At 64.0% G+C, this 24,818-nt stretch carries 25 protein-coding genes; 8 read left to right on the top strand and 17 right to left on the bottom strand.

What is annotated here, in order from left to right:
- Positions 1-131 precede the first annotated feature (131 nt).
- Complete coding sequence (locus BHD08_RS19700) at positions 132-1,091, top strand: alpha/beta hydrolase (RefSeq protein ID WP_125024485.1); 960 nt, start codon at positions 132-134, stop codon at positions 1,089-1,091.
- Positions 1,092-1,171: 80 nt separating this feature from the next.
- Complete coding sequence (locus BHD08_RS19695; RefSeq protein ID WP_125024483.1) at positions 1,172-1,951, top strand: hypothetical protein; 780 nt, start codon at positions 1,172-1,174, stop codon at positions 1,949-1,951.
- Positions 1,952-1,961: 10 nt separating this feature from the next.
- Here the strand turns inward: BHD08_RS19695 and BHD08_RS19690 are convergent, their stop codons facing one another.
- The 14 genes from BHD08_RS19690 to BHD08_RS19625 form a co-directional block, all read right to left on the bottom strand.
- Positions 1,962-3,185: a carbohydrate porin gene (locus BHD08_RS19690; protein WP_125024481.1), complete on the bottom strand. Its 1,224-nt coding sequence runs from the start codon at positions 3,183-3,185 to the stop codon at positions 1,962-1,964.
- Positions 3,186-3,293: 108 nt separating this feature from the next.
- Positions 3,294-4,466 (bottom strand): ABC transporter ATP-binding protein, encoded by a 1,173-nt coding sequence (locus tag BHD08_RS19685; protein WP_125024479.1) that lies wholly within the window; start codon positions 4,464-4,466, stop codon positions 3,294-3,296.
- Between the two features lie 11 nt (positions 4,467-4,477).
- On the bottom strand, positions 4,478-5,320 hold the full coding sequence (locus tag BHD08_RS19680) for a carbohydrate ABC transporter permease (RefSeq protein WP_015276742.1): 843 nt from the start codon (positions 5,318-5,320) through the stop codon (positions 4,478-4,480).
- Complete coding sequence (locus BHD08_RS19675; RefSeq protein WP_015276741.1) at positions 5,313-6,230, bottom strand: carbohydrate ABC transporter permease; 918 nt, start codon at positions 6,228-6,230, stop codon at positions 5,313-5,315. Before BHD08_RS19675 ends, BHD08_RS19680 begins: the two co-directional genes overlap by 8 nt.
- 110 nt (positions 6,231-6,340) lie before the next feature.
- Entirely contained in the window at positions 6,341-7,588 is a 1,248-nt protein-coding gene (locus tag BHD08_RS19670; RefSeq protein WP_125024477.1) for an ABC transporter substrate-binding protein, read from the bottom strand.
- 171 nt (positions 7,589-7,759) lie between these two features.
- Entirely contained in the window at positions 7,760-9,175 is a 1,416-nt protein-coding gene (locus BHD08_RS19665) for an ATP-binding protein (protein WP_177412705.1), read from the bottom strand.
- A gap of 19 nt (positions 9,176-9,194) precedes the next feature.
- On the bottom strand, positions 9,195-9,929 hold the full coding sequence (locus BHD08_RS19660; protein ID WP_015276738.1) for a response regulator: 735 nt from the start codon (positions 9,927-9,929) through the stop codon (positions 9,195-9,197).
- Between the two features lie 56 nt (positions 9,930-9,985).
- A complete protein-coding gene (locus tag BHD08_RS19655; RefSeq protein ID WP_125024473.1) occupies positions 9,986-10,948 on the bottom strand; it encodes a glucokinase in 963 nt (320 codons plus the stop codon).
- Positions 10,945-12,774, bottom strand: a complete 1,830-nt coding sequence (edd, locus tag BHD08_RS19650; RefSeq protein ID WP_125024470.1) for a phosphogluconate dehydratase — start codon at positions 12,772-12,774, stop codon at positions 10,945-10,947. The genes BHD08_RS19655 and edd overlap by 4 nt, the downstream gene beginning before the upstream one ends.
- A 174-nt stretch (positions 12,775-12,948) precedes the next feature.
- A complete protein-coding gene (gene scpB / locus BHD08_RS19645; RefSeq protein ID WP_125024468.1) occupies positions 12,949-13,719 on the bottom strand; it encodes an SMC-Scp complex subunit ScpB in 771 nt (256 codons plus the stop codon).
- Positions 13,720-13,738: 19 nt separating this feature from the next.
- Complete coding sequence (locus BHD08_RS19640; RefSeq protein ID WP_177412704.1) at positions 13,739-14,437, bottom strand: ScpA family protein; 699 nt, start codon at positions 14,435-14,437, stop codon at positions 13,739-13,741.
- Between the two features lie 151 nt (positions 14,438-14,588).
- Positions 14,589-15,794, bottom strand: coding sequence for a tryptophan--tRNA ligase (locus BHD08_RS19635; protein WP_177412703.1), 1,206 nt, complete (start codon positions 15,792-15,794; stop codon positions 14,589-14,591).
- A gap of 55 nt (positions 15,795-15,849) precedes the next feature.
- Positions 15,850-16,473 (bottom strand): L-threonylcarbamoyladenylate synthase, encoded by a 624-nt coding sequence (locus BHD08_RS19630; RefSeq protein WP_015276732.1) that lies wholly within the window; start codon positions 16,471-16,473, stop codon positions 15,850-15,852.
- A 13-nt stretch (positions 16,474-16,486) separates the two neighbouring features.
- Positions 16,487-17,353, bottom strand: a complete 867-nt coding sequence (locus tag BHD08_RS19625; RefSeq protein WP_125024464.1) for a PHP domain-containing protein — start codon at positions 17,351-17,353, stop codon at positions 16,487-16,489.
- Positions 17,354-17,762: 409 nt separating this feature from the next.
- Here BHD08_RS19625 and BHD08_RS19620 point away from each other — a divergent pair, with 409 nt between their 5' ends.
- From BHD08_RS19620 to BHD08_RS19600, 5 genes are all read left to right on the top strand, one after another.
- The gene (locus tag BHD08_RS19620; protein WP_125024462.1) at positions 17,763-18,062 is read left to right on the top strand and encodes a YciI family protein; all 300 of its coding nucleotides are present in this window, start codon (positions 17,763-17,765) and stop codon (positions 18,060-18,062) included.
- A gap of 75 nt (positions 18,063-18,137) precedes the next feature.
- Positions 18,138-18,515, top strand: coding sequence for a hypothetical protein (locus BHD08_RS19615; RefSeq protein WP_125024460.1), 378 nt, complete (start codon positions 18,138-18,140; stop codon positions 18,513-18,515).
- A 14-nt stretch (positions 18,516-18,529) separates the two neighbouring features.
- Positions 18,530-19,207 carry a response regulator transcription factor gene (locus BHD08_RS19610; RefSeq protein WP_015276728.1) on the top strand — a complete coding sequence of 226 codons (678 nt, stop codon included), beginning with the start codon at positions 18,530-18,532 and terminating at the stop codon, positions 19,205-19,207.
- A gap of 142 nt (positions 19,208-19,349) precedes the next feature.
- The gene (locus BHD08_RS19605) at positions 19,350-19,763 is read left to right on the top strand and encodes a Spy/CpxP family protein refolding chaperone (RefSeq protein WP_125024458.1); all 414 of its coding nucleotides are present in this window, start codon (positions 19,350-19,352) and stop codon (positions 19,761-19,763) included.
- Positions 19,764-19,854: 91 nt separating this feature from the next.
- On the top strand, positions 19,855-21,213 hold the full coding sequence (locus BHD08_RS19600; protein ID WP_125024455.1) for a cell wall metabolism sensor histidine kinase WalK: 1,359 nt from the start codon (positions 19,855-19,857) through the stop codon (positions 21,211-21,213).
- On the opposite strand, the gene BHD08_RS19595 is transcribed toward BHD08_RS19600, so the two are convergent.
- On the bottom strand, positions 21,198-21,770 hold the full coding sequence (locus BHD08_RS19595) for an NAD(P)H nitroreductase (protein WP_125024453.1): 573 nt from the start codon (positions 21,768-21,770) through the stop codon (positions 21,198-21,200). The two genes, BHD08_RS19600 and BHD08_RS19595, sit on opposite strands and share 16 nt — an antisense overlap.
- Positions 21,771-21,856: 86 nt before the next feature.
- On the bottom strand, positions 21,857-22,228 hold the full coding sequence (locus BHD08_RS19590; RefSeq protein WP_015276724.1) for a YkgJ family cysteine cluster protein: 372 nt from the start codon (positions 22,226-22,228) through the stop codon (positions 21,857-21,859).
- A gap of 187 nt (positions 22,229-22,415) precedes the next feature.
- On the opposite strand from BHD08_RS19590, the gene BHD08_RS19585 reads away from it, so the two are divergent.
- Complete coding sequence (locus BHD08_RS19585; protein WP_015276723.1) at positions 22,416-23,867, top strand: TrkH family potassium uptake protein; 1,452 nt, start codon at positions 22,416-22,418, stop codon at positions 23,865-23,867.
- Here the strand turns inward: BHD08_RS19585 and BHD08_RS19580 are convergent, their stop codons facing one another.
- Positions 23,868-24,800 (bottom strand): DUF808 domain-containing protein, encoded by a 933-nt coding sequence (locus BHD08_RS19580; RefSeq protein WP_125024451.1) that lies wholly within the window; start codon positions 24,798-24,800, stop codon positions 23,868-23,870.
- Positions 24,801-24,818: the final 18 nt, after the last annotated feature.

Genomic DNA, 24,818 nt, shown 5'->3' with positions numbered 1-24,818 from the left:
GATCGACCGAAAAACAGGGGCCGGAAGTATACCTGAGGGCGCTGCGGTGTCATCGCCCCTGTTGCCGGCGCATACTGACCTTTGCGCCGATTGCTGCGTCCAACCTGCTCCGTGACCAACGAAGTCCATCCATGCGTGCCCTGCTGATACTGCTGCTACTGACCATGCCCTCTCTCTCGCAGGCTCAGACCCTGCTCAATCAGACCCTGAATCTGGACACCGGCAACGGCGTACTGCAGGGCAGCCTGCTGTTGCCCAAGAGTGAGCAACCGGTGCCGGTGGCACTGCTGATCGCAGGCTCCGGGCCGACCGATCGTAATGGCAACAACCCGGCCGGGCACAACGACAGCCTCAAACGCCTCGCCCAAGGCCTGGCGCGACAAGGCGTGGCCAGTCTGCGCTATGACAAGCGCGGGGTTGGCGCCAGCCTGGCAGCCGCACCGAACGAGCGCGACCTCAGCGTCGACGCCTACGTCAGCGACGCGTTGGCCTGGAGCGCGAGGCTCAAGGGCGACCCCCGCTTCAGCGAGCTGATCCTCGTCGGCCACAGCGAGGGCGCACTGATCGCCAGTCTCGCCGCGCCGAAGTCGGGCGCCGCCGCGCTGATCAGCATCGCCGGCAGCGGCAGGTCGATCGACGAAGTACTGCGTGCGCAGTTGCAGGGTCGCCTGCCGCCCGCGCTGCTCGCCACCAGCCAATTCCTGATTGACGAACTCAAGGCCGGACGCACCCACGCCGAAGTGCCCGAACCACTGCAGGTGCTGTTCCGACCCAGCGTGCAGCCTTATCTGATCTCGCTGTTCGCCTACGACCCGGCCGCGGCCTTCGCGGCGGTGGATGTTCCGGCGCTGATCCTCCAGGGCCGACACGACATCCAGGTGGGTGTCGAAGACGCCGAAGCGCTGCAGCGAGCGAAGCCGGACGCCCAGCTGGCCCTGGTCGACGGCATGAACCACGTGCTGCGCATCGTGCCGGCGAGCGCCGCGCAGCTGGCTTCCTACGACGACCCGAATCTGCCGCTCGCACGCGGCGTGCTCGAGCACATCCAGCACTTCCTGCGGACTAATGGCATCCTGCCAGCCTCCAGTTAGGCGGCGCGCAGCCGATAGCACCGTGACGATGGCCCGATATCACTCCGGAACGAGCCGCCGCGCAGGCCAGGAACGCGCAGATGACCGACACCGAGACCGCCCAGAGCACCGACAAAGAACAGCCGGCACCGCCCAAGCATCCGTGGGCGGAGCTCAAGCCTGACCGTTTCCGCTTGCTGCGCCTGGCCCCGCTGCCAACCGAGCGCGACGGCGGCGCGCGCCCACTGCGCTTCGTCGAACTGGCACAACTGGAACGCCATACACCTGAGCAGAGTCTGCTGCGGATGTTCATCAACATCCCCGGCCAGGTGCGCTCGCGCAAGAACAACGTACTGGAGGTCTGGGCTGATCACCGCAGCAAGGAGCTGCGCTTCGGGCCGGACTCGGGTCTGTGGCTGGAACCGACCAATCGCGGACTCGGCCGTTTTTTGCTGGCGCAAGGCGCGGCGTGGGCACAGCGACGCTGGGGCCATTATCTGGTCGAGGGCGGATCGCTGCCCAAGGATGTGACGAGCGACGACCAGCGCCTGCGCCGTGACCACTGCCTGCGCACCCAGGGCTTCGATATCGACTACCCCAAGGATCAGGCGACCAAGGCGACTTACGGCGCGCCGCGGGTCAGCGCGCTGCGCCCCGACTGGAACGGCGAGAAGGTGCAGGTCGTTGAACTGCAGGATGCCGCAGCGATGCTGGAGCAGGCCGACCGCAACCTGCAGGCGCAGGAAAACCAGATCCGCGATCTGCAGGAGCGAATCGCCCGCTTCCGTCGTGAGGACGGTGCGCTGCGATTCACCATCGTTTGCCTGATCGCGCTGGCGCTGTTCCAGGCCGGACTGCTGATCTGGATGGCGACGCGCTAAGGCGCGACTGTTACCACCAGTGTTCTACCTGTACGCCGAAGTTCGAACCGTGCTGCGCATTGCCGAACGCGCCGCTGTCGGACAACGCAGAGCCCTCGGCCATCAGGTTGGCGGCACGCTGCGCGGCATCGTTCCAGCTGGCGTAGGTGTAGTACAGGCGGAATTCCGGGCGCGCCCAGAATCCCGGACCTGACGGTGACCAGGTCGGCGCGACGGTGAACTTGCTCAGCTTGCGCGTACCGTCGGTGGCGTCGATCTGGTCATGCCCCACTTCAGTGACGAGTTTGAACTGCTCGCTGAACGCATAGACCGGGCGCGCACCCACCGACCACCAGTCCTGATCGCCGCCGTCAGCACGCTTATCCTTCTGATAGACCACCTGGAACTGGCCGCCGAAGCGCGGCGTCAATTGCCAGTCGAAATACTCCACCACGCGCCAGCTCTTGGCGCTGTCGTCCAGGGTCACGTCGCCGGTATAGCCGAGGCCGGTGCCGGGCCCTTCGCCATATTGCAACGCCAGAGTGTTCTTGCCACCGAGAAAGTCAGACTGCACGTGCTGCACCGTCACCGCCCAACCACTATTGGCGTCGTCTCGACTGGGTTTATCGATGTAGCTGAGGCCAAATTCCAGCTCCCCGCCCGGGTTGCTGTCGAAGCCGCCGACGTTGAAGTCGTGGCGATTGACGTAGTCCTTCTGAAACACGCTGTCCTTGCGCGAGAAGGCGTAGCTGTACTTCAGCCCGCCAATCTCCATGTCCTCGACACCGGCGCCGGTGGCGCTCTGGTTCCAGTAGTAGAAATCGGAGATATGAATGTCATTACGCTTGTAGAAGCGGCGACCAGCCCAGAAAGAACCGTTGTTCAGCGCCGGCACCTTGCTCCACTCGGCATAGGCCTGCACCATCCGCGCCCAGCCATGATCACCGGTGAACTTCGGGGTATGGTTGTACTGGTTGTACAGCGCCGCCATGCCCTCCACGCTCAGCACCGAACCATCGGCAAAGGTGTAGAGGTCGTGACGAAGGTCCAGCTCGCCGTACTGCTCACATTCGTTACCGAGGCGGTACTTGGTCGGTGCGCCGGGCAGTTGGAAGCACGATTGCGAGTCGCTGTTGACCGATTCACCGACGCCGCTACGCATGTAGCCGGTGAATTCCAGGGCATGGCCGCTCAATGGCAGGGCCATCGCGGCAACGGCAGTCGCTACGCCCAGGGCTGTCAGGTTTTTTTTCATATCCACTCCGCTTTTGTTGTTATTGATCGCTGGATCGAGCCAAGACGACTCTGTTCATTCCTTAACCGTCCACTTTTCGCACCGCCTGCTGGCAAGGCAGGCGGCGTTTCACTGCGCGGTACCCGCTCCGTTGGAAACCAATCGGGTGACCTTGCTCTCACGCACGGGCTCAGGCTGCACCACGCCCAGCCGCTCGCCGGTCTGGGCATCGAACAGCAGCGCCCGGCGCGGATCGAATTGCAGACTGAGCGTTTCCCCCACCCGCGGCGCCTGATCCGGCGCCAAGCGGCAGCAGGCCTTGACCTGATTCAGCGTGAACACCACCAAGGTGTCTGGCCCGGTGGGTTCCACCACTTCGATGTCGACCGCCAGAGAAAAATCCGCTGATCCTGCTGGAGCCAGGCCGATTTGTTCCGGTCGGATGCCGAGAATGAGTTCGCGATCACGCAACCCGTCGTCGCTGGTAATCGGCAACGGCAATTCACAGCTGCCCTGCTCGCTGTTGAGCACACCCACCCAGCGCCCGTCACGCTGACGGATGCGCAGCGGTACGAAGTTCATCGGCGGCGAGCCGATGAAGCTGGCGACGAACAGGTTGGCCGGGTTGTTGTAGATCTCGTGGGGCGTGCCGAACTGCTGGATCACGCCATCCTTCATCACCGCGACCTTGTCGCCGAGGGTCATCGCCTCGATCTGGTCATGGGTGACGTACACAGTGGTGGTCTTCAGCCGCTGGTGCATCAGCTTGATCTCAGTGCGCATCTCCACCCGCAGCTTGGCATCGAGGTTCGACAACGGCTCGTCGAACAGGTAGATCTTCGGCCGCCGCGCCAGCGCCCGGCCCATGGCCACGCGCTGCTGCTGGCCACCGGAGAGCTGCGACGGCTTGCGCTCGAGCAACGGTTCGATCTGCAGCAGCTTGGCGACCCGCGCCACCTCCTCCTCGATCTTCGCCGCCGGCACCTTGCGCATCTTCAGGCCGAAGGCAATGTTGTCGCGTACGCTCATGGTCGGATACAGCGCGTAGGACTGGAACACCATGGCGATGTCGCGATCCTTCGGGCTGGCCTGGCTGATGTCCTCGCCGTCGACGAGAATCTCGCCGCCGGTGATGTTCTCCAGCCCGGCGATACAGTTCATCAGGGTGGATTTTCCGCAGCCCGAAGGCCCGACGAGGATCAGGAACTCACCGGCGTCGATCTTCAGCGCGATGTCCTTAAGCGTCGCGATCTGGCTGTTGCCATAACTCTTTTGAACGTTGCGCAGTTCCAGGGAAGCCATCGTTGTTCTCCTCAACCCTTGACGGCGCCGGCAGTCAGCCCGCGCAGGAAATATTTGCCGGCGACCACGTAGACCACCAGTGTGGGCAGGCCTGCGATCATCGCGGCGGCCATATCGACGTTGTATTGCTTGGCACCGGTGCTGGTGTTCACCAGGTTGTTCAGCGCCACGGTGACCGGCTGGGTGTCGCCACTGGCGAACACCACACCGAAGAGGAAGTCGTTCCAGATCTGGGTGAACTGCCAGATCAGGCAGACCATGATGATCGGCACCGACATCGGCAGCAGGATGCGGCCGAAGATGGTAAAGAAGCCGGCACCGTCCAGCCGCGCCGCGCGCACCAGCGCATCCGGCACGCTGACGTAGAAGTTGCGGAAGAACAGTGTGGTGAAGGCCAGGCCGTAGACCACATGGACCAACACCAGACCGGTGGTGGTATTGGCCAGGCCTAGCTTGCCGAGGGTGAAGGACGCCGGCAGCAGGATCACCTGGAACGGCAGGAAGCAGCCGAACAGCAGCAGACCGAAGAACAGCTGCGAGCCACGGAAGCGCCACATCGACAGCACATAGCCATTGAGCGCACCCAACGCGGTGGAAATCAGCACCGCCGGAATGACGATCTTCACCGAGTTCCAGAAATAGCCGCCGATACTGTCCCAGGCCGTCAGCCAGCCCATGGCGCTGAACGCTTCAGGCCAGCTCAGCAGGTTGCCGGTGCGGATGTCTTCCGGGGTCTTGAAGCTGGTCAGCAGCATCACGATCAGCGGCACCAGGTAGACGGCACAGGCCAACAACAAGGTGGCGTAGATGGTCAGGCGCCCGAGGGTCAGGCGCGGTTGCGCGAAGTCAGACATGGCGCTTGTTCCTCAGCTCGGAGTACAGATAAGGCACGATGATCGCCATCACCGCGCCGAGCATCAGCATGGCGCTCGCCGCACCCAGGCCCATCTGGCCACGGGTGAAGGTATGGGCGTACATGAACATCGCCGGCAGATCACTGGAATACCCCGGACCACCGGCAGTCATCGCCGCGACCAGGTCGAAGCTCTTGATCGCGATATGGGCCAGAATCATCAAGGCACTGAAGAACACCGGGCGCAGGCTCGGCAGCACGATGCGCAGGTAGATGGTCGGCAGGCTCGCACCATCCACCTGGGCGGCGCGGATGATCGATTGATCGACGCTGCGCAGACCGGCGAGGAACAGCGCCATGACGAAGCCCGAGGCCTGCCACACCGCCGCGATCACCAGGCAATAGATGACCCGATCCGGATCGACCAGCCAGTCGAAGCGAAAGCCTTCCCAGCCCCAGTCGCGCAGCAGCTTGTCCAGGCCCAGGCCGGGATTGAGCAGCCACTGCCAGGCGGTGCCGGTGACGATCATCGACAGCGCCATGGGGTACAGGTAGATGGTGCGGATCAGCCCTTCGCGACGGATGCGCTGGTCCAGCAGCACGGCGAGCACGACGCCGATGATCAGGCTGACGGCGATGAACAAGCCGCCGAAGACCAGCAGGTTCTGGCTGGCGACCCACCAGCGGTCGTTGTCCCAGAGGCGCTCGTACTGCTGCAGACCGACCCACTTGTAGCTGGGCATGAAGCGCGAATTGGTGAACGAGAGCAGGAAGGTCCAGCCGATGTAGGCGTAGAAGCCGACCAGCACGATCAGCATGCTCGGCGCCAGCACCAGCTTGGGCAGCCAGCGCTGCAGGGCGTCGAGCGGCGAGGCCTTGGCGGGCCTGGCTTGAAGCGCGATGGAGCTCATTGGTGTGATCCCTCATGGAAATCCGGGATGTCGTCGCCCGCGGCACAGGCCAAAGCCTGTACCGGGACGCACGTTTCGGGAACCGGGGCGGACGCGGTCCGCCCTTGGCGTTACTGCACGGCCTTGATCGCCGCCGCCAGCTGCTTGGCCGCCTTTTGCGGGTCGGCCTTGGGGTCGTTGAAGAAGTTGGTGACTACGTCGAACACCGCGCCCTGCACGTAGCTAGAAGCAGCCATGCCATGAGTCAGACTGGGCTGCAGACCGCTGCCCTTGGCGGCTTCCTTGAAGTCGGTCATCGACTGCTGGGCACAGGCATCGAACTCGCTCATGTCCTGGTCCTGGCGAACCGGAATCGAGCCCTTGTTCTGGTTGAAGAAGGTCTGGAATTCCGGCTCCAGCACGGTGCGCGCCAGGTCGTCCTGAGCCTTGCGGTTGTCGTCGCTGCTGAGCTTGAACATCGCCAGGGAGTCGATATTGAAGGCGAAGCTGCCCTGGGTGCCGGGGAATGGCAGGCACTGGTAATCCTTGCCGGCGACCTTGTTGGCGGCGGTGAACTCGCTCTTGGCCCAGTCGCCCATGATCTGCATGCCAGCCTTGCCGTCGATGACCATGCCGGTCGCACGGTTCCACTCGCGCCCGGCCGCATCGGCATCGATGTAGTCGCGCAGCTTTTTCAGGGCGGTGAAGGCCTGGACCATCTTGTCGCCGGTCAGGGTGTCGTTATCCAGCTCGACGAAGGCCTTGTGATAGTCGTCCGGGCCGAGAATGCCCAGCACGAAGCCCTCGAACACGGTGCCGTCCTGCCAAGGCTGGCCGCCATGGGCGACCGGAATGAAGCCGGCGGCCTTGAGCTTGTCCGCAGCGGCGAAGAATTCATCGAGAGTCTTCGGCGGCTTGGCGCCGGCCTTTTCGAACACCTCCGGGTTGATCCACAGCCAGTTGACCCGATGCACGTTGACCGGCACGGCTACGTAGGAGCCGTCGTACTGCATGATCTTGCGCACCTGCTCGGGCAGCAGTTCGTCCCAGCGCTCGGCCTTGGCGGTGTCATCGAGGTTGGCGAGCAGGCCGAGCTCGCCCCACTCCTGAATGTCCGGGCCCTTGATCTGTGCGGCGGATGGCGGGTTGCCGGAAACGGCGCGGGTTTTCAGTACGGTCATGGCAGCCTCGCCACCACCGCCGGCGACGGCGAAGTCCTTCCAGCTGTGGCCTTTCTGCTCGACCAGCTTCTGCAGGGTATCGGCCGCGCGCTTTTCACCGCCGGAGGTCCACCAGTGCAGAACTTCGACTTCACCAGCATGGGCGAGTACAGGCAGGGCAAGGGAAACGGATAGAGCGAGACGATGGAACGCATTCATGGAGGGGCACCTTCTTGTTTTTATCCTGCAAGTCATGGTCGCTTGCGATGGATCGAGTCTATGCGCAGAAAAATGGACACTGGGTAACGAAGGGATGGCCGATGGTCACAAGGCCGTTACAAAGGTACGCGGCAGGTAACGCGGGGCGGACGCACGGGGCGGACGCACGGGTCAGCGCGGCAGGGTAAGCGTCACCCTCAGCCCGCCATGCTGCAGGTTGCGCATGCTCAGCTCACCGCCGTGGGCGTGGGCGATGTTGCGCGCAATGCCGAGGCCCAGCCCATAGCCCTGCTGTTGACCGGAAAGCCGCACGTGAGGCTCGAAGACCTGTTCGAGACGCTGCTCCGGCACACCGGGGCCCTCATCATCGACGTGCAGCACAAGCGCCTCCTTGCCATCCTCGACATGCAGATGGGCGCGCTCGCCGTACTTCAAGGCGTTATCCAGCAGATTGCCAATGCAGCGCTTCAGCGCCAGTGGCTTGCCGGGATAAGGCGCCGAAGCGTGCCCGTCGAGGGTCACGCGGGTGCGGTCACAGGCCTGATACGGCTCGACGATATGCTCGAGGAGCAGATTGAGATCCACCGCCTCGACGTTCTCGTGGATATCGGTGTCCTTCACGCACTGCAAAGCGCCCTTGACCAGCAATTCCAGCTCGTCGAGGTCACGGGTGAACTTGATCTGCTGGGCTTCATCCTCCAGCAGCTCGACGCGCAGACGCAGCCGCGTGATCGGCGTGCGCAAGTCGTGGGAAATCGCGCTGAACAACTGGCCGCGCTCGGTCAGGTAGCGGCTGATACGCTCGCGCATGTTGTTGAAGGCGCGACTCACCTCGACGATCTCACTGGCCCCAGCCTCGGTCAGCGGCCGCACTTCGCCGCCCACGGACATTTCCCGCGCCGCCTTGGCCAGGCGCTTCAGCGGTCGGCTCTGCCAGCGCACCAGCAAGCCGATGAACAGCAGCAGAAAGGCGCTGGTCAGCACGATGAACCACAGCTGCTGAATCGGCAGACCCTCGTCCTCCAGACTGACGTAGGGTGCCGGCATCAGCGAGGCCAGATAGAGCCACTCCTGCGGGGCGATCTGGATCTGCGTCACCAGTACCGGTGGCGACAGCGGCTCCAGCCCCAGCGCGTAATGCGCCCAGGAGCGCGGCAGTTCGTCGAGCTTGATGCCGCTGTTGAAGATGCGCAGGTCATCCGGGCTGACGAACTCGATGGTCAGATCCACCTCGCCACCAAGCCGTTGACGCAACACCTGCTCGACCTCATGCAGGACGGCCCGCTTGCGCGGCGTTTCGGGGAGGATCTTCATGTCCAGCGGATTGTCGTTGAGCGAGACGAAGAAGCGCGTGCCGCCCATGCTGCGCAACTGATCGAGTACCAGCGGACGATAGCCCAGTGGCAACGAACGGAAGTAGCTGACGCTGGCGGCCATCGACTGCGCCAGGCTGCGGGCGCTGGTGAGCAGGCCTTCCATCTGGCTGGCGCGCAGCTGTGACAGCCAGACCAGGCTCGACAGGCCCTGAGCCAGCAACACCGCCAGCAGGGTCAGGAGCAGCATCCGTCCGAGCAGCGAGCGCGGCACCAGCCGCAGGCGCCGCCGCTCAGTGCGCAGATTCATGGTGCGGCGTTACCTGGGTGGCCAAGAGATAGCCGCTGCCACGCACGGTGCGGATCAGCCGCGGCGACTTGCCGGTGTCGCGCAGGCGCTGGCGCAGACGGCTGACCGCCATGTCGACGATGCGCTCCAGCGGCATCACCTCGCGGCCGCGCGTGGCGTTGGCGATGGTGTCGCGGTCGAGGATCTGCTGCGGATGGTCGAGAAACAGCTTGAGCAGGGCGAAATCGGCGCCAGAGAGAAAGACTTCTTCGCCGTCAGCGTGAAACAGGCGGTGGCTGATCATGTCCAGCCGCCACTCATCGAAGGCCAGCACATCGCTGCCGCGTTCCTGGGCGAAGCTGACCCGCCGCAGCAATGCCTTGATCCGCGCCAGCAACTCGCGCGGGCTGAAGGGTTTGCCCAGGTAATCGTCGGCGCCGAGTTCAAGGCCGATCACCCGATCGGCCTCGTCGGAGCTCGCCGTGAGCATGATGATCGGCATCGAAGCCAGCCGCTCGTGCTGGCGAATCCAGCGACAGAGACTGAAGCCGTCTTCGTCGGGCAGCATCACGTCGAGAATCACCAGATCGGCCGGCTCGGCACACAGGGCAGCGCGAAACTCACCGCCGTCCGGCACGCCGCGCACCTGAAAACCCGAGCGGCTGAGATAGGTCTGCAACAGTTCGCGGATTTCCTGATCGTCATCGACCAGAAGGATGTTCTTACCTGCTTGGCTCACGTCACGTCCCTTTTCTTGTTGTTATGGGGTCACCCGCCGACCCGCCATGTCGCAGCCTAGGCTCCCTCCAACAACGGTTGCAATGCCACGCCCGCGCCTTCCAGGCCCGGATACGGCGCGGTCACCAGCCATACTGGCAGGCGATCGAAATAGCGGCTCATCTGCCCCTTCTCGCGCAGCGCCTCGCTGAAACCGCTGCGCAGGAACATCTCGGCGAAACGCGGCACTACGCCACCGACGATGTAAACGCCGCCACGGGCGCCGAGGGTCAGCACGTTGTCGCCGACGATACGCCCCAGCCAGCGACAGAACTGTTCCAGCACCGCCATCGCGTAGGCGTCGCCCGCCAGCGCGGCCTTGGTGATACCCGCAGGCGAATCGAACTCCACCTGCTGCCCGTCCAGCGCACAGCAGGCGCGGTAGAGCGTCAGCAGCCCCGGGCCGCTTAGCACCGCTTCGGCATTCACATGGCCGAGCGAACGATGCAGATGCGCCCAGATTGCCGCTTCGCGCTCGCTGCCGATCGGCAGGCAGATATGCCCGCCCTCTCCGGGCAACGCGCGCCATCCGCCGCCCGACAACGGCAACAATCCCGCAACGCCAAGCCCGGTGCCGGGCCCTATGACCAGCCTCGGGCGTCCTGGTTCAGGCTCGCCCTGGCAAACCGTGATGCGCTCACCGTCGTGCAACCGCGTCATACCGAGGGCCATGGCGGTGAAGTCGTTGATCAGCAACAGCTCCTTCACGCCCAGCTCGCGGCAGAAGGCTTCGCGGCTCAGCTGCCAATGGTTGTTGGTGAAGCGAAACAGATCGCCGCCCACCGGCCCGGCACAGGCCAGGCAGACCGCCTCGAGCGCTTCCAGCGGCTGGTCGACTTCACGCAGATAGGCGCGAATCGCCAACTCCGGGCTCGCGTAGTCCGCGGTGGGGAGCACGCGAATCTGCTCGATGCGCTGATCACGCCAGAGGGCGAAACGTGCATTGGTACCGCCAATATCTCCAACCAGCGCAGTGCTCATCTGAGCGCCTCCAGGCTCTCGGTGAAGGCACTGGCGCCCTGCTCTGCCGTACTGAACGAGGCGCGCATGAAGGCGAACAGCTCACGGCCGCAACCGATGCCCATGTCTTCTGGGCGAATCGCCGGTTCCCGCGCGCCCCACTCGACGGGGTCGACCAACGCCAGCAGCTCTCCGCTTTCGCCGTCGACGCGGAGGATGTCGCCATCGCGCACCCGCGCCAGCGGCCCGCCGTCCAGCGCCTCGGGGCAGACGTGAATGGCCGCCGGCACCTTGCCCGACGCACCGGACATGCGCCCGTCGGTGACCAGCGCCACCTTGTAGCCTCGGTCCTGCAGCACACCGAGGAATGGCGTGAGCTTGTGCAGTTCGGGCATGCCATTGGCTTTCGGCCCCTGGAAACGCACCACGGCAATGAAATCGCGCTCCAGCTCGCCGGCCTTGAACGCCGCCGCCAGCTCGCTCTGATCGATGAATACCCGCGCCGGCGCCTCGACTACACGGTGCTCGGGTGCCACGGCGGAAATCTTGGTCACGCCGCGACCGAGGTTGCCCTCCAGCACGCGCAATCCGCCTTCCGGCGAAAACGGCCGCTCCGCCGGACGCAGGATGCTCTCATCGAGACTCTGCGTCGGGCCGTCGCGCCAGACCAGCCTGTCACCGTCGAGGAACGGTTCCTGGATGTAGCGGCGCAGGCCTTTGCCGACCACGGTGTGCACGTCCTCGTGCAACAACCCGGCGTCGAGCAGCGTGCGCACCATGAACGGCACTCCGCCACAGGCGTGGAAATGGTTCACGTCGGCCTGACCGTTGGGGTAGACCTTGGCCAGCGTCGGCACCACCTCGGAAAGATCGGCCATGTCCTGCCAGGTCAGCTGGATGCCAGCGGCGCGGGCGAACGCCGGGATATGCAGGGTGTGGTTGGTCGAACCACCGGTGGCGTTGAGCGCGACCACCGAGTTGACGATGGATTTCTCGTCGACCACCTGACACAGCGGCGTGTAGTTGCCGGCCTGATGGGTCAGGCGCGTGACCTGCTGCGCCGCTTCGCGAGTCAGCGCATCGCGCAGCGGCGTGTAGGGGTTGACGAACGATGAGCCCGGCAGATGCAGGCCCATGATCTCCATCACCACCTGGTTGGTGTTGGCGGTGCCGTAGAAGGTGCAGGTGCCGGGGCTGTGATAGGACTTCATCTCCGATTCCAGCAGCTCCTCGCGGCTGGCCTTGCCCTCGGCATAGCGCTGGCGCACCTCGGCCTTCGCCTTGTTGGGAATCCCCGAGGGCATCGGCCCACCCGGCACGAAGATGGTCGGCAGATGGCCGAAGCGCAGCGCGCCGATCATCAGGCCCGGTACGATCTTGTCGCAGATGCCGAGCATCAGCGCGGCATCGAACATGTTGTGCGACAGCGCAACGGCGGTGCTCATGGCGATCACTTCGCGACTGGCCAGGCTCATCTCCATGCCCGCCTCGCCCTGGGTCACGCCATCGCACATGGCCGGCACGCCGCCAGCGAACTGGCCGACCGAACCGATCTCGCGCAGCGCCTGGCGAATCATTTCCGGAAAATGCTCGTAGGGCTGATGCGCCGACAGCATGTCGTTGTATGCGGAAACGATTGCGACATTCGCCGCGTTCATCAGGCGCAGACTCTGCTTGTCCTGGGGAGAATTGCAGCCGGCGACGCCATGGGCGAAGTTGGCGCATTGCAACCCACCTCGCTGCGGGCCTTCACTAGCGGCGGCGGCCATCATCGCCAGATAGCGCTCGCGGGTCTTGCGGCTGCGCTCGACCAGGCGCTCGGTGACTTCCAGAACTCGCGGGTGCATGCGTCTCTCCTGCTGCGGAATTTTGTTCTTCGACAACCATAAACCATCCGGAGTCGGTTGGCGTTCGGACAGGACGCAAGGCCAATGGTTGCGCGCGACGTGCAGCCAGACAGTGCGGGCGCCTCGGGCGAGCGTTCGCAGCGAGACGCGCTCGGCATCCCGCGATAGCCGCACTCAGGGGCTCGACTGTTCCTCGTCGGGATCGATGTCCGAGGCTTGCGCTTCGAGCAGATCGTCGAAGTCGGTCTTCAGGCCCTGCTCCATGCCGTCGAGTTCGGCCAGCAGGCTGCGGAAGCTGGTCTGCTCACGCAGCGGCGCCGCCTCCTCGTCGGCCACCTCGTCGGCCCGCGCCTGCAAGGCGACGGGCACCGGAGCGTCCTCATCGTCGAGTATCGGCCGCAACTCGGGCTCCATTTCGCGCAGCACGGCGAGCGGCGGCAGCTCATCGAGGTTCTTCAGGTTGAAATGGTCGAGGAACTGCCGGGTCGTGGCGAACATCGCCGGCCGACCCGGCACGTCACGATGGCCCACCACACGAACCCACTCGCGTTCCAGCAGTGTCTTGACGATCTGACTGTTAACCGCGACGCCGCGGATGTCCTCGATCTCACCACGGGTGATCGGCTGTCGATAGGCGATCAGCGCCAGGGTTTCCAGCATCGCGCGGGAGTAACGCTGCGGACGCTCTTCCCAGAGCCGACCGACCCACGGCGAAAAGCGCTGACGCACCTGCAGGCGGTAACCACTGGCGACCTCCTTGAGTTCGAAGGCGCGGCCCTTGCAGGATTTTTCCAGCACCTCGAGCGCTTTTTTCAGCTGCGCCGATGACGGCCGTTCGTTTTCCTCGAACAGCTCGCCCAGGCGCTCCAGGGATAGCGGTTTGCCGGATGCGAGCAGAAAGGCTTCGAGCAGCGAAGCGAGATCCTTGGGATCGGACAGGTCCACGATTGACTCCTGCAAATGCCTATTCGGTACGGCTGCGCACATGGATCGGCGCAAAGGGCTCGTTCTGCACCAGCTCGACCAGCGACTCCTTGATCAGTTCGAGCACGGCCATGAAGGTCACCACCACGCCGAGGCGCCCTTCCTCGATGCGGAACAGCGCTACGAAGGGAACGAAGCCACCATTCTTCAAGCGTTCGAGCACCTCGCTCATGCGCTCGCGGGTCGACAGCGCTTCGCGGGTGACCTGGTGACTCTCGAACATATCGGCGCGGCGCAGCACTTCGGCCATCGACACCAGCAGCTCTTCCAGACTGACTTCCGGAAGCAGCTTGCGCGCCCGGGCCTCGGGCGCATCGAGACGCGGCACCTGCAGGTCGCGGCCGACCCGCGGCAGCTCGTCGATGTCTTCGGCGGCGGCCTTGAAACGCTCGTACTCCTGCAGCCGGCGGATCAGCTCCGCGCGCGGATCGTCTTCTTCCTCGGCGACCTCCGCCGAGCGCGGCAGCAGCATGCGTGACTTGATCTCGGCGAGCATCGCGGCCATCACCAGATACTCGGCGGCCAGCTCCAGGCGCACCGATTTCATCAGCTCGACGTAGCCCATGTACTGCCGGGTGATCTCGGCGACCGGAATATCGAGGATGTCGATGTTCTGCTTGCGGATCAGGTAGAGCAGCAGATCCAGCGGGCCTTCGAACGCTTCGAGAAAGACTTCCAGCGCATCCGGCGGGATGTAGAGGTCCAGCGGCAACTCGGTCACCGCCTCGCCATAGACCAGCGCCAGGCGTAGCTGCTCGCCGGGCTGGAGCGCTTCGGGACTGGGGGACTCGGTTTGCTGCATGGACATCCTCAGAGGCTGCGGGCGCGCGTCAGCGGTAATTCAGGCCCATCGCCTGACGAACTTCGATCAGCGTCTCACGGGCTTCGTCACGCGCGTGTTCAGCGCCTTCGGCGAGGATGCTGCGAACCAGATCGGGGTTCTGCTCGTAGTCCAGCGCGCGTTCCTGCAACGGCGCCAGGTCCGACTTGATCGAGTCGATCAGCGGCGCCTTGCACTCCAGGCAGCCGATACCGGCGCTGCGACAGCCCTGTTCGGCCCATTGGCAGACATCCTGAGCGGAGTGCACCAGATGCATTTGCCAGACCGGGCAGCGCGTGGGTTCACCCGGGTCGCTGCGATGTACGCGTGCCGGATCGGTGGGCATGCGACGGATCTTCTCCTCGATCTCGTTCGGCGTGTCGCGCAGGTAAATGGCGTTGCTGTTCGACTTGGCCATCTTGCCGCCGTCGAGCCCGGAGATCTTCGGCGACTCGCCCAGTAGCGCCTGTGGCTCAGGCAGCAGCAGCTTGCCGCAGCCTTCCAGATAGCCGTAAAGGCGCTCCTGATCGCCGATGGTGATGGTCTGCTGTTCCTTGATAATGGCGCGCGCGGTGTTCAGCGCGTCGACGTCACCCTGCTCCTGATAGCTCTTGCGCAGGCTGACATAGAGCCGCGAGGTCTTCTTGCCGAGCTTGCGGATCGCCGCTTCGGCCTTGTCCTCGAAATCCGCTTCGCGCCCATACAGATGGTTGAAGCGCCGCGCGACGTCGCGGGCGAATTCGATATGTGGCAGCTGGTCGGCACCAACCGGCACCAGCCCGGCACGATAGATCAGGATGTCCGCCGCCTGCAGCAGCGGATAGCCGAGGAAGCCGTAGGTATCCAGATCCTTGTGCTGCAGATTCTGCTGCAACTCCTTGTAGGACGGCACCCGCTCGAGCCAGCCCAGTGGGCAGATCATCGACAGCAGCAGGTGCAGCTCGGCGTGCTCCGGCACCTGTGACTGGATGAATAGCGTTGCGGAACTCGGACTGACGCCTGCGGCCAGCCAGTCCACCGCCATATCCATGATGTTCTGCGAGATTTCGCCGGAGTTTTCGTAGTCGGTGGTCAGCGCGTGCCAGTCGACGATGCAGAAGAAACACTCGTACTCGTGCTGCAGTTTGACCCAGTTCTTCAGCACGCCGTTGTAGTGGCCGAGGTGAAGCCGGCCACTCGGGCGCATACCGGAAACCACGCGCCGCTGCGAATCCATGGAGCTCAAAAGGGTGTCCTTAGTTGATAGTGTACGGGCACGCTGCCTTTCAGCCTCAGGCCATAAAGGGTGCCGGATCGCCACAACCGACCCGCACTACCTCGGGTTGATCGTCGACCAGGCTGACCACCGTCGATGCCTCGACGCCACCGTAACCGCCATCGATGATCAGGTCTACCTGATGCTCCAGCGCATCGCGCATCTCGTACGGATCGCTCATCGGCAGTTCCTGCCCGGGCAGGATCAGGCTGACGCTCATCAGCGGCTCACCGAGTTCCTCCAGCAGTGCCTGGGCGATTGGCTGCGCCGGCACACGCAGGCCGATGGTGCGCCGCTTGGGGTGCAGCAACATGCGTGGCACTTCGCGGGTGGCCGACAGGATGATGGTGTACGGCCCCGGCAGATGAGCCTTGAGCAGGCGGAAGGCCGCGGTATCGACCTTGGCGAACAGCCCCAGCTGCGACAGATCGCGACAGGCCAGGGTGAAGTTGTGCTTGTCGTCCAGCTGGCGCAGGCGACGGATGCGCTCGATGCCTGCCTTGTTGCCCATCGAGCAACCGACGGCATAACTGGAATCGGTCGGGTACACCACCACGCCGCCCTTGCGGATGATTTCCACGGCCTGTTTGATCAGGCGTGGCTGGGGGTTATCCGGGTGGATCTGAAAAAACTGGCTCATGGAAACTCCCTGTTCAGCTGGCAGCAGATGTGCGGCGCTCATGATCGAAATGTCTCCAAAGCGGCGACAGGTCTTCCGGCAAGCTGCGGTACAGCCCAAGCTCCGACCAGTCGCCGGGCGCATGGAAATCACTGCCAACCGTGGCCATCAGGCCCAGCTCTCGTACCAGCGTGGACAGACCGCCGACCTGTTCCAGCGGCTGCATGCCATTAACCACTTCCAGCGCATGACCGCCAGCCTGGGCGAAATCGACGACCAGTCGGCGCCGCTTGCTGCGCGTGAAATCATATTGCCAGGGGTGCGCCAGGCTGATCCAGGCACCGGAGTCGCGCAAGGTCTGCACCGTCTGCTCAAGGCTCGGCCAGTGCTGCTTGACATCACCGAGCTTGCCCGAGCCCAGCCACTTGCGGAACGCCTCGGCGCGGTCACGCACATGAGCGGCGCGTACCAGGAAATCGGCGAAGTGCGGCCGCGCCGGTGCGTTACCGCTATCGCCGAGTTCCTGCTGGACCGCGCGGGCTCCTTCGAGCGCACCGGGCATCCCCTTCGCCTCAAGCCGCTGAGCAATCAGCTCGGCGCGGCGCCAGCGCCCCTCGTGCAACTGCGCGATCGACTGCTGCAACGCCGGTGCCTCGGCGTCGAACGCATAGCCCAATACATGAATGGTAGCCCCGTTCCATAGACACGACAGCTCGATGCCGTTGACCAGCTGCATGCCCAGCCTCTGTGCTGTGCTCCGCGCCTCGGCAAGACCGTCCACCGTGTCGTGGTCGGTGAGTGCCAGCAACCGGATGCCCCGCGCATGAGCGCGTTCTACCACAACGGCAGGTGCCAGCGCGCCATCCGAGGCGGTGCTGTGGCAATGCAGATCGACAATCATCTAGTAACGCACTCCAGTGAGGTGCTGAGACCTCGAGAAAAAACAACCGTGAGCCGTGGCGTTTGGCGTTTTACCGGCCCGAACAAACAGGCGCTCACGTGCAAACGGCCGGCTAGTCTAACGCCGCGCCGAGGCTTTGGCTTGCATACGCGCCTTCGGCACAGCGCCGCTGCCTGCAAACTTGTTCCTGCTTCGACCGCTGATCCCGTTCACCGTGCGGTCTACCTGCGTCCCGAACAAGCGTGCCACTTCCGCCACAAGCGCCGTTTGCTATGATGCCGCGCTGCACGGCAGGCAACGCAACGCAACGCGTCCGTACTAGCGCCGCCGGCAACGCTGCTGCCGCCAACATGCATGCGCTTAGCTTTTCTACCGCTACACCCGCAATCCACGCGAACGAGGACCGACCATGCTGTACGCCGTTATCGCCACTGACGCCCCGAACTCCCTGCAAGACCGTCTCGCTACCCGCCCGGCCCACCTGGCACGCCTGGAACAGCTGAAGAATGAAGGTCGCCTGGTGCTCGCCGGTCCGCACCCGGCCATCGACAGCAACGACCCGGGCGAAGCGGGTTTCAGCGGCAGCCTGGTTGTCGCAGAGTTCGACTCTCTGGAAGCGGCACAGCAGTGGGCCGATGCCGATCCCTATATAGTCGCGGGTGTTTACGCGAACGTAGTGGTCAAGCCGTTCAAGAAAGTACTGCCCTGAGCCGACACAGCAGGGAATAGCGATTCTGCCCCGGCCGTTGGCGCTCCACGGCCTCGTAAGGAAATAGGAGTTCCGATGCGTCAACGACCGCTCTCCCTGCTGCTTGCCCTGACACTACTCGCCCCCGTGCTACACGCCGAGGAAGCGGCACCGGAACCCTACGTTCCAGCGGTCGAATCCAGTGAGCTCATCGACTTCGAAGGGATGGAAGTCGCCCCTGAACCTCAGGCCGCGACGCCGGGTGCCGACACTACCCAAGCATTGCTGCTGCGCCTGCGCGAAGAAAACCGGCGCCTGCGCCTGCAGTTGCAAACCGAGCAGGCGAAAGCGATGCCGGTACTGCTGAACGATCAGCAGCAATGGTTTGCCGTGGGCGGTGCAGTCGGTGTCGTCAGTTTTACCCTGGGCCTGCTGGTCTCGCGCGGTCGCCGCCGGCGCCAATGGCTCAACTGATCAATCGAGCCGACATGAGTGAACTACTGCTTATCGACGACGACCAGGAGCTCTGCGAGCTGCTGATCAGCTGGCTGGCTCAGGAAGGCTTCGTCGCCCACGCCTGCCACGATGGCAAAAGTGCGCGCCAGGCACTTGCAGAGCACCAACCGGCAGCGGTGGTCCTGGACGTGATGCTCCCCGATGGCAGCGGCCTGGAGCTGCTCAAACAGCTGCGTAGCGAGCATCCGCAGCTGCCGGTGTTGATGCTTTCCGGCCGTGGCGAACCGCTGGATCGCATTCTGGGTCTGGAACTCGGCGCCGACGATTACCTTGCCAAGCCCTGTGACCCGCGCGAACTTACCGCGCGCCTGCGTGCCGTTCTGCGCCGTAGCCAGCCGACGGCGACGCCGAGTCAGGTCGAACTCGGCGATCTCTGCTACAGCCCAGCGCGCGGCATAGCCAGTGTCGGCGGTGCCGAGGTCAGCCTGACGTTGTCGGAGGGCCGCATTCTCGAGGCGCTGCTGGCGCAACCCGGCGAGCCGATGGACAAACAGGCCCTGGCCCAGCACGCACTGGGGCGCAAGCTCACCCTCTACGACCGCAGCCTGGACATGCACGTCAGCAACCTGCGCCGCAAGCTCGGCCCCCACGCCGACGGCAACCCGCGCATCGTGGCGCTGCGCAGCCGTGGCTACCTTTACGCTGTCTGACCGTCTTTACCGAGGCTTTACCCTGGGCTGACCGCGCTTGACCTTGCCCTGCATAGACTGAGCTCATCCGGTCACAGCCCGCCGCCAGCAATCAGATCATGCTGCGGCACGGCCGGTGTCCCATATCCAGGAGAGTATTCAGATGCGCAAATCACTCGTAGCCCTACTGTTCGCCGCCGCCCTGCCAGCCCTCGCCGTAGCCATGCCTGGTGGCATGCAGGACGGTCAGCATGCGGGCAAGCGCGCCCCACACATGTTTCACGGCCTGGACCTGACCAAAGAGCAACAGCGCGAAATGCGCAAGCTGATGGGCGAGCAGATGAAGCAGCGCCAGGAAATCACCCAGCGCTATCTCGACAAGCTGCCTGAAGCCGAGCGCAAGGCCATGCAGAAGGATCTGGACGCCAGTCGGGAAACGACCCACCAGAGCATGCGAGCCCTGCTCAAGCCCGAGCAGCAACAAGCCTTCGACGAAGGCATGAAGAAGATGGAAGAAAAGCGCGCCGAGCGTGCCGAATTCCTTGAATGGAAAGCCGAACGCGATCAGAAGAACTGATCCCGGGCTTTCCTGAAACCTGCCCGGCCAGTTTCCGCCAGCGTACGCAACGCTGGACGGAAGCTGGCCGGGCTTTGCCGTGGAGAGACCTGTGCGATCACTGTTCTGGCGCATTCTCGCGACATTCTGGCTGGCCATCGCGCTGGTTGCCGGCCTGGCGATGCTGCTTGGCCATGCGTTGAACCAGGACGCCTGGATTCTCGGTCGTCACCCGGCCCTGCAAGGTCTTGCCGAAACATGGACGGAAGTCTACGAGCGCCAAGGCCCCGTGGCCGCGCAGCGTCTGCTCGAACAGCACCGGCATCGCTCGCGCGTCGATGTGCAGGTACTCGCCGAAAACGGTCAGCCGATCATTCGCGGCACCTTTCCCGCGCGCGCCGCCGCTTTCGAGGCACGCCATCAGAATCGCGAGCGCCAGCTACCCTGGCGGCGCCTGACCGCTGATTACACCAGCCCCACCAGCGGTGAAACCTATCTGTTCATTTACCGCATTCCGCATCCCGAGCTGCAAGCCTGGCACCGAGGCAGCCTGGCGTGGCCGCTGAGCGCATTGGGCATCGCCCTGGTGGTGCTCACCGGCTTCAGCCTGCTACTGACGCTATCGATAACCCGCCCGCTGGATCGACTGCGCCGGGCGGTGCATGACCTGGGGCAAACCAGCTATCAACAGCAATCTCTGGCCCGCCTGGCGACCCGCCGCGACGAGCTTGGCCTACTGGCCAGCGACTTCAACCGTATGGGCGCGCGCTTGCAGGCGCTGATCAGCAGCCAGCGTCAGCTGTTGCGCGATGTGTCCCACGAGCTGCGCTCCCCCCTGGCGCGCCTGCGCATAGCCCAGGCACTCGCCGAGCGCGCCAGTCCGAGCGAGCGCGAAGTGATCTGGCCGCGCCTGGCCAAGGAGTGCGACCGACTGGAAGCCCTGATCAGCGAGATTCTCGAACTCTCGCGCCTGGATGCCGAGCCAGGCACCGCAACGGGCGTCGATCTGCCAGCAATGTTTGAACAACTGGAAGACAACGCCCGCATCATCGCCCCGAATCAGCGCATCGACAGCCGGGTACAACCCGGGCTTCGCCTGATTGGCTGGACGGACATGCTGGAACGGGCGCTGGACAACCTGTTGCGCAATGCCCTGCGCTTCAACCCAGAGGGTGTACCCGTGGAGCTGCATGCGCAGCGCGAAGGAAACGAGGTGGTACTCAGCGTGCGCGACCACGGCCCAGGAGTCGCCGACAAGCATCTACTGCAACTCAGCGAGCCCTTCTTCCGCGCGCCTGGGCAGACGGCTGCCGGGCATGGCCTCGGACTGGCCATCGCCCGCCGCGCAGCCGAGCGGCATGGTGGACAACTGGAGCTGACCAACCATCCCGACGGCGGCTTTGTTGCCAGTCTGCGTCTGCCGCTGGCAGACGATTCGGCCCAAGGCCAAAGCCTTCAGATACCGGGTTGACCATCCCAGCCAGCAACGAAGGCCTGCGGGTCGAGCACCGGCGCCGTGCGCACCCGTCCTTCGGGTGTTCCGAGATACAGGAAGCCGAGCACGTGCTCCTGCTCGCGCAAACCCAGCCCCTCGAGTACATGAGGGTCGTAGGCAAACTCACCGGTGCGCCACACCGCACCGATACCCTGGGCGTGCCCAGCCAGCAGCAGGCCATGGGCTGCACATCCTGCAGCGAGCAACTGCTCGCCGTCGGGCACTTTCGGGTGCGCCTTGAGGCTCGCAATCACCACGATCAGCATCGGCGCACGCAGCGGCATGTTGCGCGCTTTCTGCAAGGCCTCTTCGGAGGCTTCCGGGTTACGCAATTGCAAGGCGGCGGCAAACAGCTCACCGAGCTTGTGTCGCGCGTCGCCCTCGATGGTCAGAAAGCGCCAGGGATGCAGTTGGCCGTGATCCGGCGCGCGTAACGCCGAGCGGAAGAGCAGATCGAGTTGAGCGGCATCGGGGGCTGGCTCGCACAGGCGAGTGACCGATACGCGATTGAGCAACAGGTCCAGAGCGTCCATCCATTACCTCCTAAGGCGGTCGGACATTCTAGAGGGTGTTGCCGCTGTATCGCGAGTGATGGCCGGCACTTGATCCGGTCTGATGCTCAGGCCACGCGATCCGGAGACAGCTGCGGTTGCAACGGTGGCACCAGCGGCGGCAACCCATGTGCCGCCCGCGCCGCATCGCAGTGCGGTTTGTGCTCGCCATTCTCCCAGGAGGCCTCGAACTCGCGACAGGTACTGGATCGCTGTTCGTACATGCTGCAACGAACCCCGCAACCTACGTCGCCCAGCAGGCCAACACAGCGGGCGGGCTTGCTGTCGGTGCCGAGCATGGCCACATGAAATGGCGAAACCTGGACCGTCAGATGATCCGGAACCGCGCCGCCAGCCGATACGCATTCACCAAAATAGAAGGACACACGAAAGTACGCGCAGCAAGCGCCGCACGTGAGGCAGGGATTTTCGATGGACATGGCAGGTGAACACCCAGAGACCGGAATGGGCCGGCGCCCGGGCGGCTATTCTATTCATGCCGCTGCGCTTGGGAAGAGGCGCCGCGGCTGCCGAGAAAACATTTTTCAACCAGCCGTCGGGCGGTTTACTGGCGGAGCGACGCGAGTAGAATGTCCGCCCTCTTTCACCGTGCCGAGCACCCTCTACATGGCCTTGCCGACGTTACGCATAATCGGTTTCATCCTCGGCATTTTCCTGATTACCCTGGCCGTCAGCATGATCATTCCGATGCTGACCCTACTGGCGTTCGAACGCACCGATGACCTGCAGGCATTCATCTGGGGCAGCCTGATCACCTTCTCCTGCGGCTTCGCCCTGGTCGCGCCGGGTCGACCGGCCAACACCAACCTGCGACCGCGTGACATGTACTTCCTGACCACGATCAGCTGGGTAGTGGTCTGCTGTTTCGCCGCCTTGCCACTGATGCTGATACAGCACATCAGCTATTCGGATGCCTTCTTCGAAACCATGTCGGGCATCACCACCACCGGCGCCACAGTACTCTCGGGACTCGACAGCGCGTCCCCGGGGCTGCTCATGTGGCGCTCGCTGCTGCATTGGCTGGGCGGTATCGGCTTCATCGGCATGGCGATCGCGATCCTGCCGCTGCTGCGCGTCGGCGGCATGCGGCTGTTCCAGACCGAGTCGTCGGACTGGTCCGAGAAGGTGATGCCACGCTCGCACGTTGCCGGTCAGTACCTGCTGGTCATCTATGTGACCTTCACCATCGCGGCATTCGTGGCGTTCCTCCTGACGGGCATGAGCATCTTCGATGCCATCAACCATGCGATGTCGACGGTCGCCACGGGCGGCTTCTCCACCTCCGATGCATCGATGGGCAAGTTCGGTCCATCCGCGCACTGGGTCGCGATCTTCTTCATGCTGCTTGGCAGCCTGCCGTTCACCCTGTATGTGATGACGCTGCGTGGCCATCACACGGCGTTATTCAGGGACCAGCAGGTACGAGGCTTCGTGATGATGCTTGCCATCACCAGCCTGCTGTTCAGCGGCTGGTACTGGTTGAACAACGATATTCCCGCGCTGGATGCCCTGCGCATTGTCACGTTCAGCGTGGTATCGGTGGTCACCACCACCGGCTTTGCGGTGGACGACTACACCCAGTGGGGCGGCTTCGCCGTCATGGCGTTCTTCTATCTCACCTTCGTCGGCGGCTGCTCGGGCTCGACGTCCGGCGGGCTGAAGATGTTCCGCTTTCAGGTTGCCTATTCGCTGCTGCGGGCCAACTTCAAGCAGCTGATTCACCCCCGCGCCGTAATCCGTCAGCAGTACAACGGGCACAATCTCGACGAAGAAATCGTCCGCTCGATTCTCACCTTCTCTTTCTTCATCACCATGACCATCGGCGTACTGGCGCTGTGCCTGGCGCTGCTCGGGCTGGATCCGATCACCGCGCTCACCGGCGCGGCGACTGCCGTCTGCAACGTCGGCCCGGGACTGGGCGAGATCATTGGCCCGGCGGGCAACTTCTCCACGCTGCCCGACACCGCCAAATGGTTACTGTCGATCGGCATGCTGCTGGGTCGATTGGAGATCATCACCGTCCTGGTCTTGCTGACCCCGGCATTCTGGCGTCACTGATCAGGCTGCAGCTCCTGAGCCGCGTTTGAACAGCCGGCCGCCAAGTGTCACCAGAGCCAGCACCACACCGCCTGCGACGATGCCGAACGCGGCATCGAGCAGCGTTGGCAGCAGTCCGCCGAGCACCGCCCCGACGTAAGGCAGCCCGAGGGCGTCATGCGCGCTGCTCTCGATGAAATGATGCACGGCGCGGATGCCGTGGGTGAGGATGCCGCCACCGACCATGAACATTGCCGCGGTGCCGATGACCGACAGCGACTTCATCAGCCAGGGCGCGACGCTCAGAATGCCGCGCCCAACGGCACTGGCCACGCCACTGGCCCGTTTGCTCAGCGCCAGGCCAAGATCGTCGAGTTTGACGATGGCGGCGACCAAGCCATAGACGCCCACCGTCATGAGAATGGCGATGCCGACCAGCACCAGCACCTGCTGGCTGAATGACGCCGCGGCGACCGTGCCGAGGGTGATGGCGATGATTTCGGCAGACAGGATGAAGTCGGTGCGCACCGCGCCGCTGATCTTTTTCTTCTCGAACGCGACCATGTCTACCGAAGGGTCGGCAAGCGCCTTCACCGTCTCGTCATGCTCGCCGTGATCCTTGCGCAGAAAGCGGTGCGCCAGTTTTTCGAAGCCCTCGTAACAGAGAAAGGCGCCCCCGAGCATCAGCAAGGGCGTGATCGCCCACGGCAGGAAGGCACTGATCAACAATGCAGCCGGTACCAGAATCGCCTTGTTGCGAAACGATCCCTTGGCCACCGCCCAGACCACCGGCAGTTCGCGGTTGGCCTTTACGCCGGTTACCTGCTGGGCATTGAGGGCAAGATCATCGCCCAGCACACCGGCGGTCTTCTTCGCCGCGACCTTGGTCATGACCGACACGTCGTCAAGCACGCTGGCAATATCGTCAATCAACGCGAGGAGGCTGCTAGCCAATTGGGTGTCTCCGCTACT

This window comes from Pseudomonas sp. SCT, from assembly GCF_003864275.1.
GTDB lineage: Bacteria > Pseudomonadota > Gammaproteobacteria > Pseudomonadales > Pseudomonadaceae > Stutzerimonas > Stutzerimonas stutzeri_AE.
This window is presented reverse-complemented; position numbering and strand designations above follow the sequence as displayed.

Excerpts from the sequence above, each read along its gene's own strand:
- BHD08_RS19700 (WP_125024485.1), top strand. The coding sequence starts at position 132 with ATGCGTGCCCTGCTGATACTGCTGCTACTGACCATGCCCTCTCTCTCG.
- BHD08_RS19695 (WP_125024483.1), top strand. The coding sequence starts at position 1,172 with ATGACCGACACCGAGACCGCCCAGAGCACCGACAAAGAACAGCCGGCA.
- BHD08_RS19690 (WP_125024481.1), bottom strand. The coding sequence starts at position 3,185 with ATGAAAAAAAACCTGACAGCCCTGGGCGTAGCGACTGCCGTTGCCGCG.
- BHD08_RS19685 (WP_125024479.1), bottom strand. The coding sequence starts at position 4,466 with ATGGCTTCCCTGGAACTGCGCAACGTTCAAAAGAGTTATGGCAACAGC.
- BHD08_RS19680 (WP_015276742.1), bottom strand. The coding sequence starts at position 5,320 with ATGTCTGACTTCGCGCAACCGCGCCTGACCCTCGGGCGCCTGACCATC.
- BHD08_RS19675 (WP_015276741.1), bottom strand. The coding sequence starts at position 6,230 with ATGAGCTCCATCGCGCTTCAAGCCAGGCCCGCCAAGGCCTCGCCGCTC.
- BHD08_RS19670 (WP_125024477.1), bottom strand. The coding sequence starts at position 7,588 with ATGAATGCGTTCCATCGTCTCGCTCTATCCGTTTCCCTTGCCCTGCCT.
- BHD08_RS19655 (WP_125024473.1), bottom strand. The coding sequence starts at position 10,948 with ATGAGCACTGCGCTGGTTGGAGATATTGGCGGTACCAATGCACGTTTC.
- edd (WP_125024470.1), bottom strand. The coding sequence starts at position 12,774 with ATGCACCCGCGAGTTCTGGAAGTCACCGAGCGCCTGGTCGAGCGCAGC.
- BHD08_RS19635 (WP_177412703.1), bottom strand. The coding sequence starts at position 15,794 with ATGGATTCGCAGCGGCGCGTGGTTTCCGGTATGCGCCCGAGTGGCCGG.
- BHD08_RS19630 (WP_015276732.1), bottom strand. The coding sequence starts at position 16,473 with ATGAGCCAGTTTTTTCAGATCCACCCGGATAACCCCCAGCCACGCCTG.
- BHD08_RS19625 (WP_125024464.1), bottom strand. The coding sequence starts at position 17,353 with ATGATTGTCGATCTGCATTGCCACAGCACCGCCTCGGATGGCGCGCTG.
- BHD08_RS19620 (WP_125024462.1), top strand. The coding sequence starts at position 17,763 with ATGCTGTACGCCGTTATCGCCACTGACGCCCCGAACTCCCTGCAAGAC.
- BHD08_RS19615 (WP_125024460.1), top strand. The coding sequence starts at position 18,138 with ATGCGTCAACGACCGCTCTCCCTGCTGCTTGCCCTGACACTACTCGCC.
- BHD08_RS19610 (WP_015276728.1), top strand. The coding sequence starts at position 18,530 with ATGAGTGAACTACTGCTTATCGACGACGACCAGGAGCTCTGCGAGCTG.
- BHD08_RS19605 (WP_125024458.1), top strand. The coding sequence starts at position 19,350 with ATGCGCAAATCACTCGTAGCCCTACTGTTCGCCGCCGCCCTGCCAGCC.
- BHD08_RS19595 (WP_125024453.1), bottom strand. The coding sequence starts at position 21,770 with ATGGACGCTCTGGACCTGTTGCTCAATCGCGTATCGGTCACTCGCCTG.
- BHD08_RS19590 (WP_015276724.1), bottom strand. The coding sequence starts at position 22,228 with ATGTCCATCGAAAATCCCTGCCTCACGTGCGGCGCTTGCTGCGCGTAC.
- BHD08_RS19585 (WP_015276723.1), top strand. The coding sequence starts at position 22,416 with ATGGCCTTGCCGACGTTACGCATAATCGGTTTCATCCTCGGCATTTTC.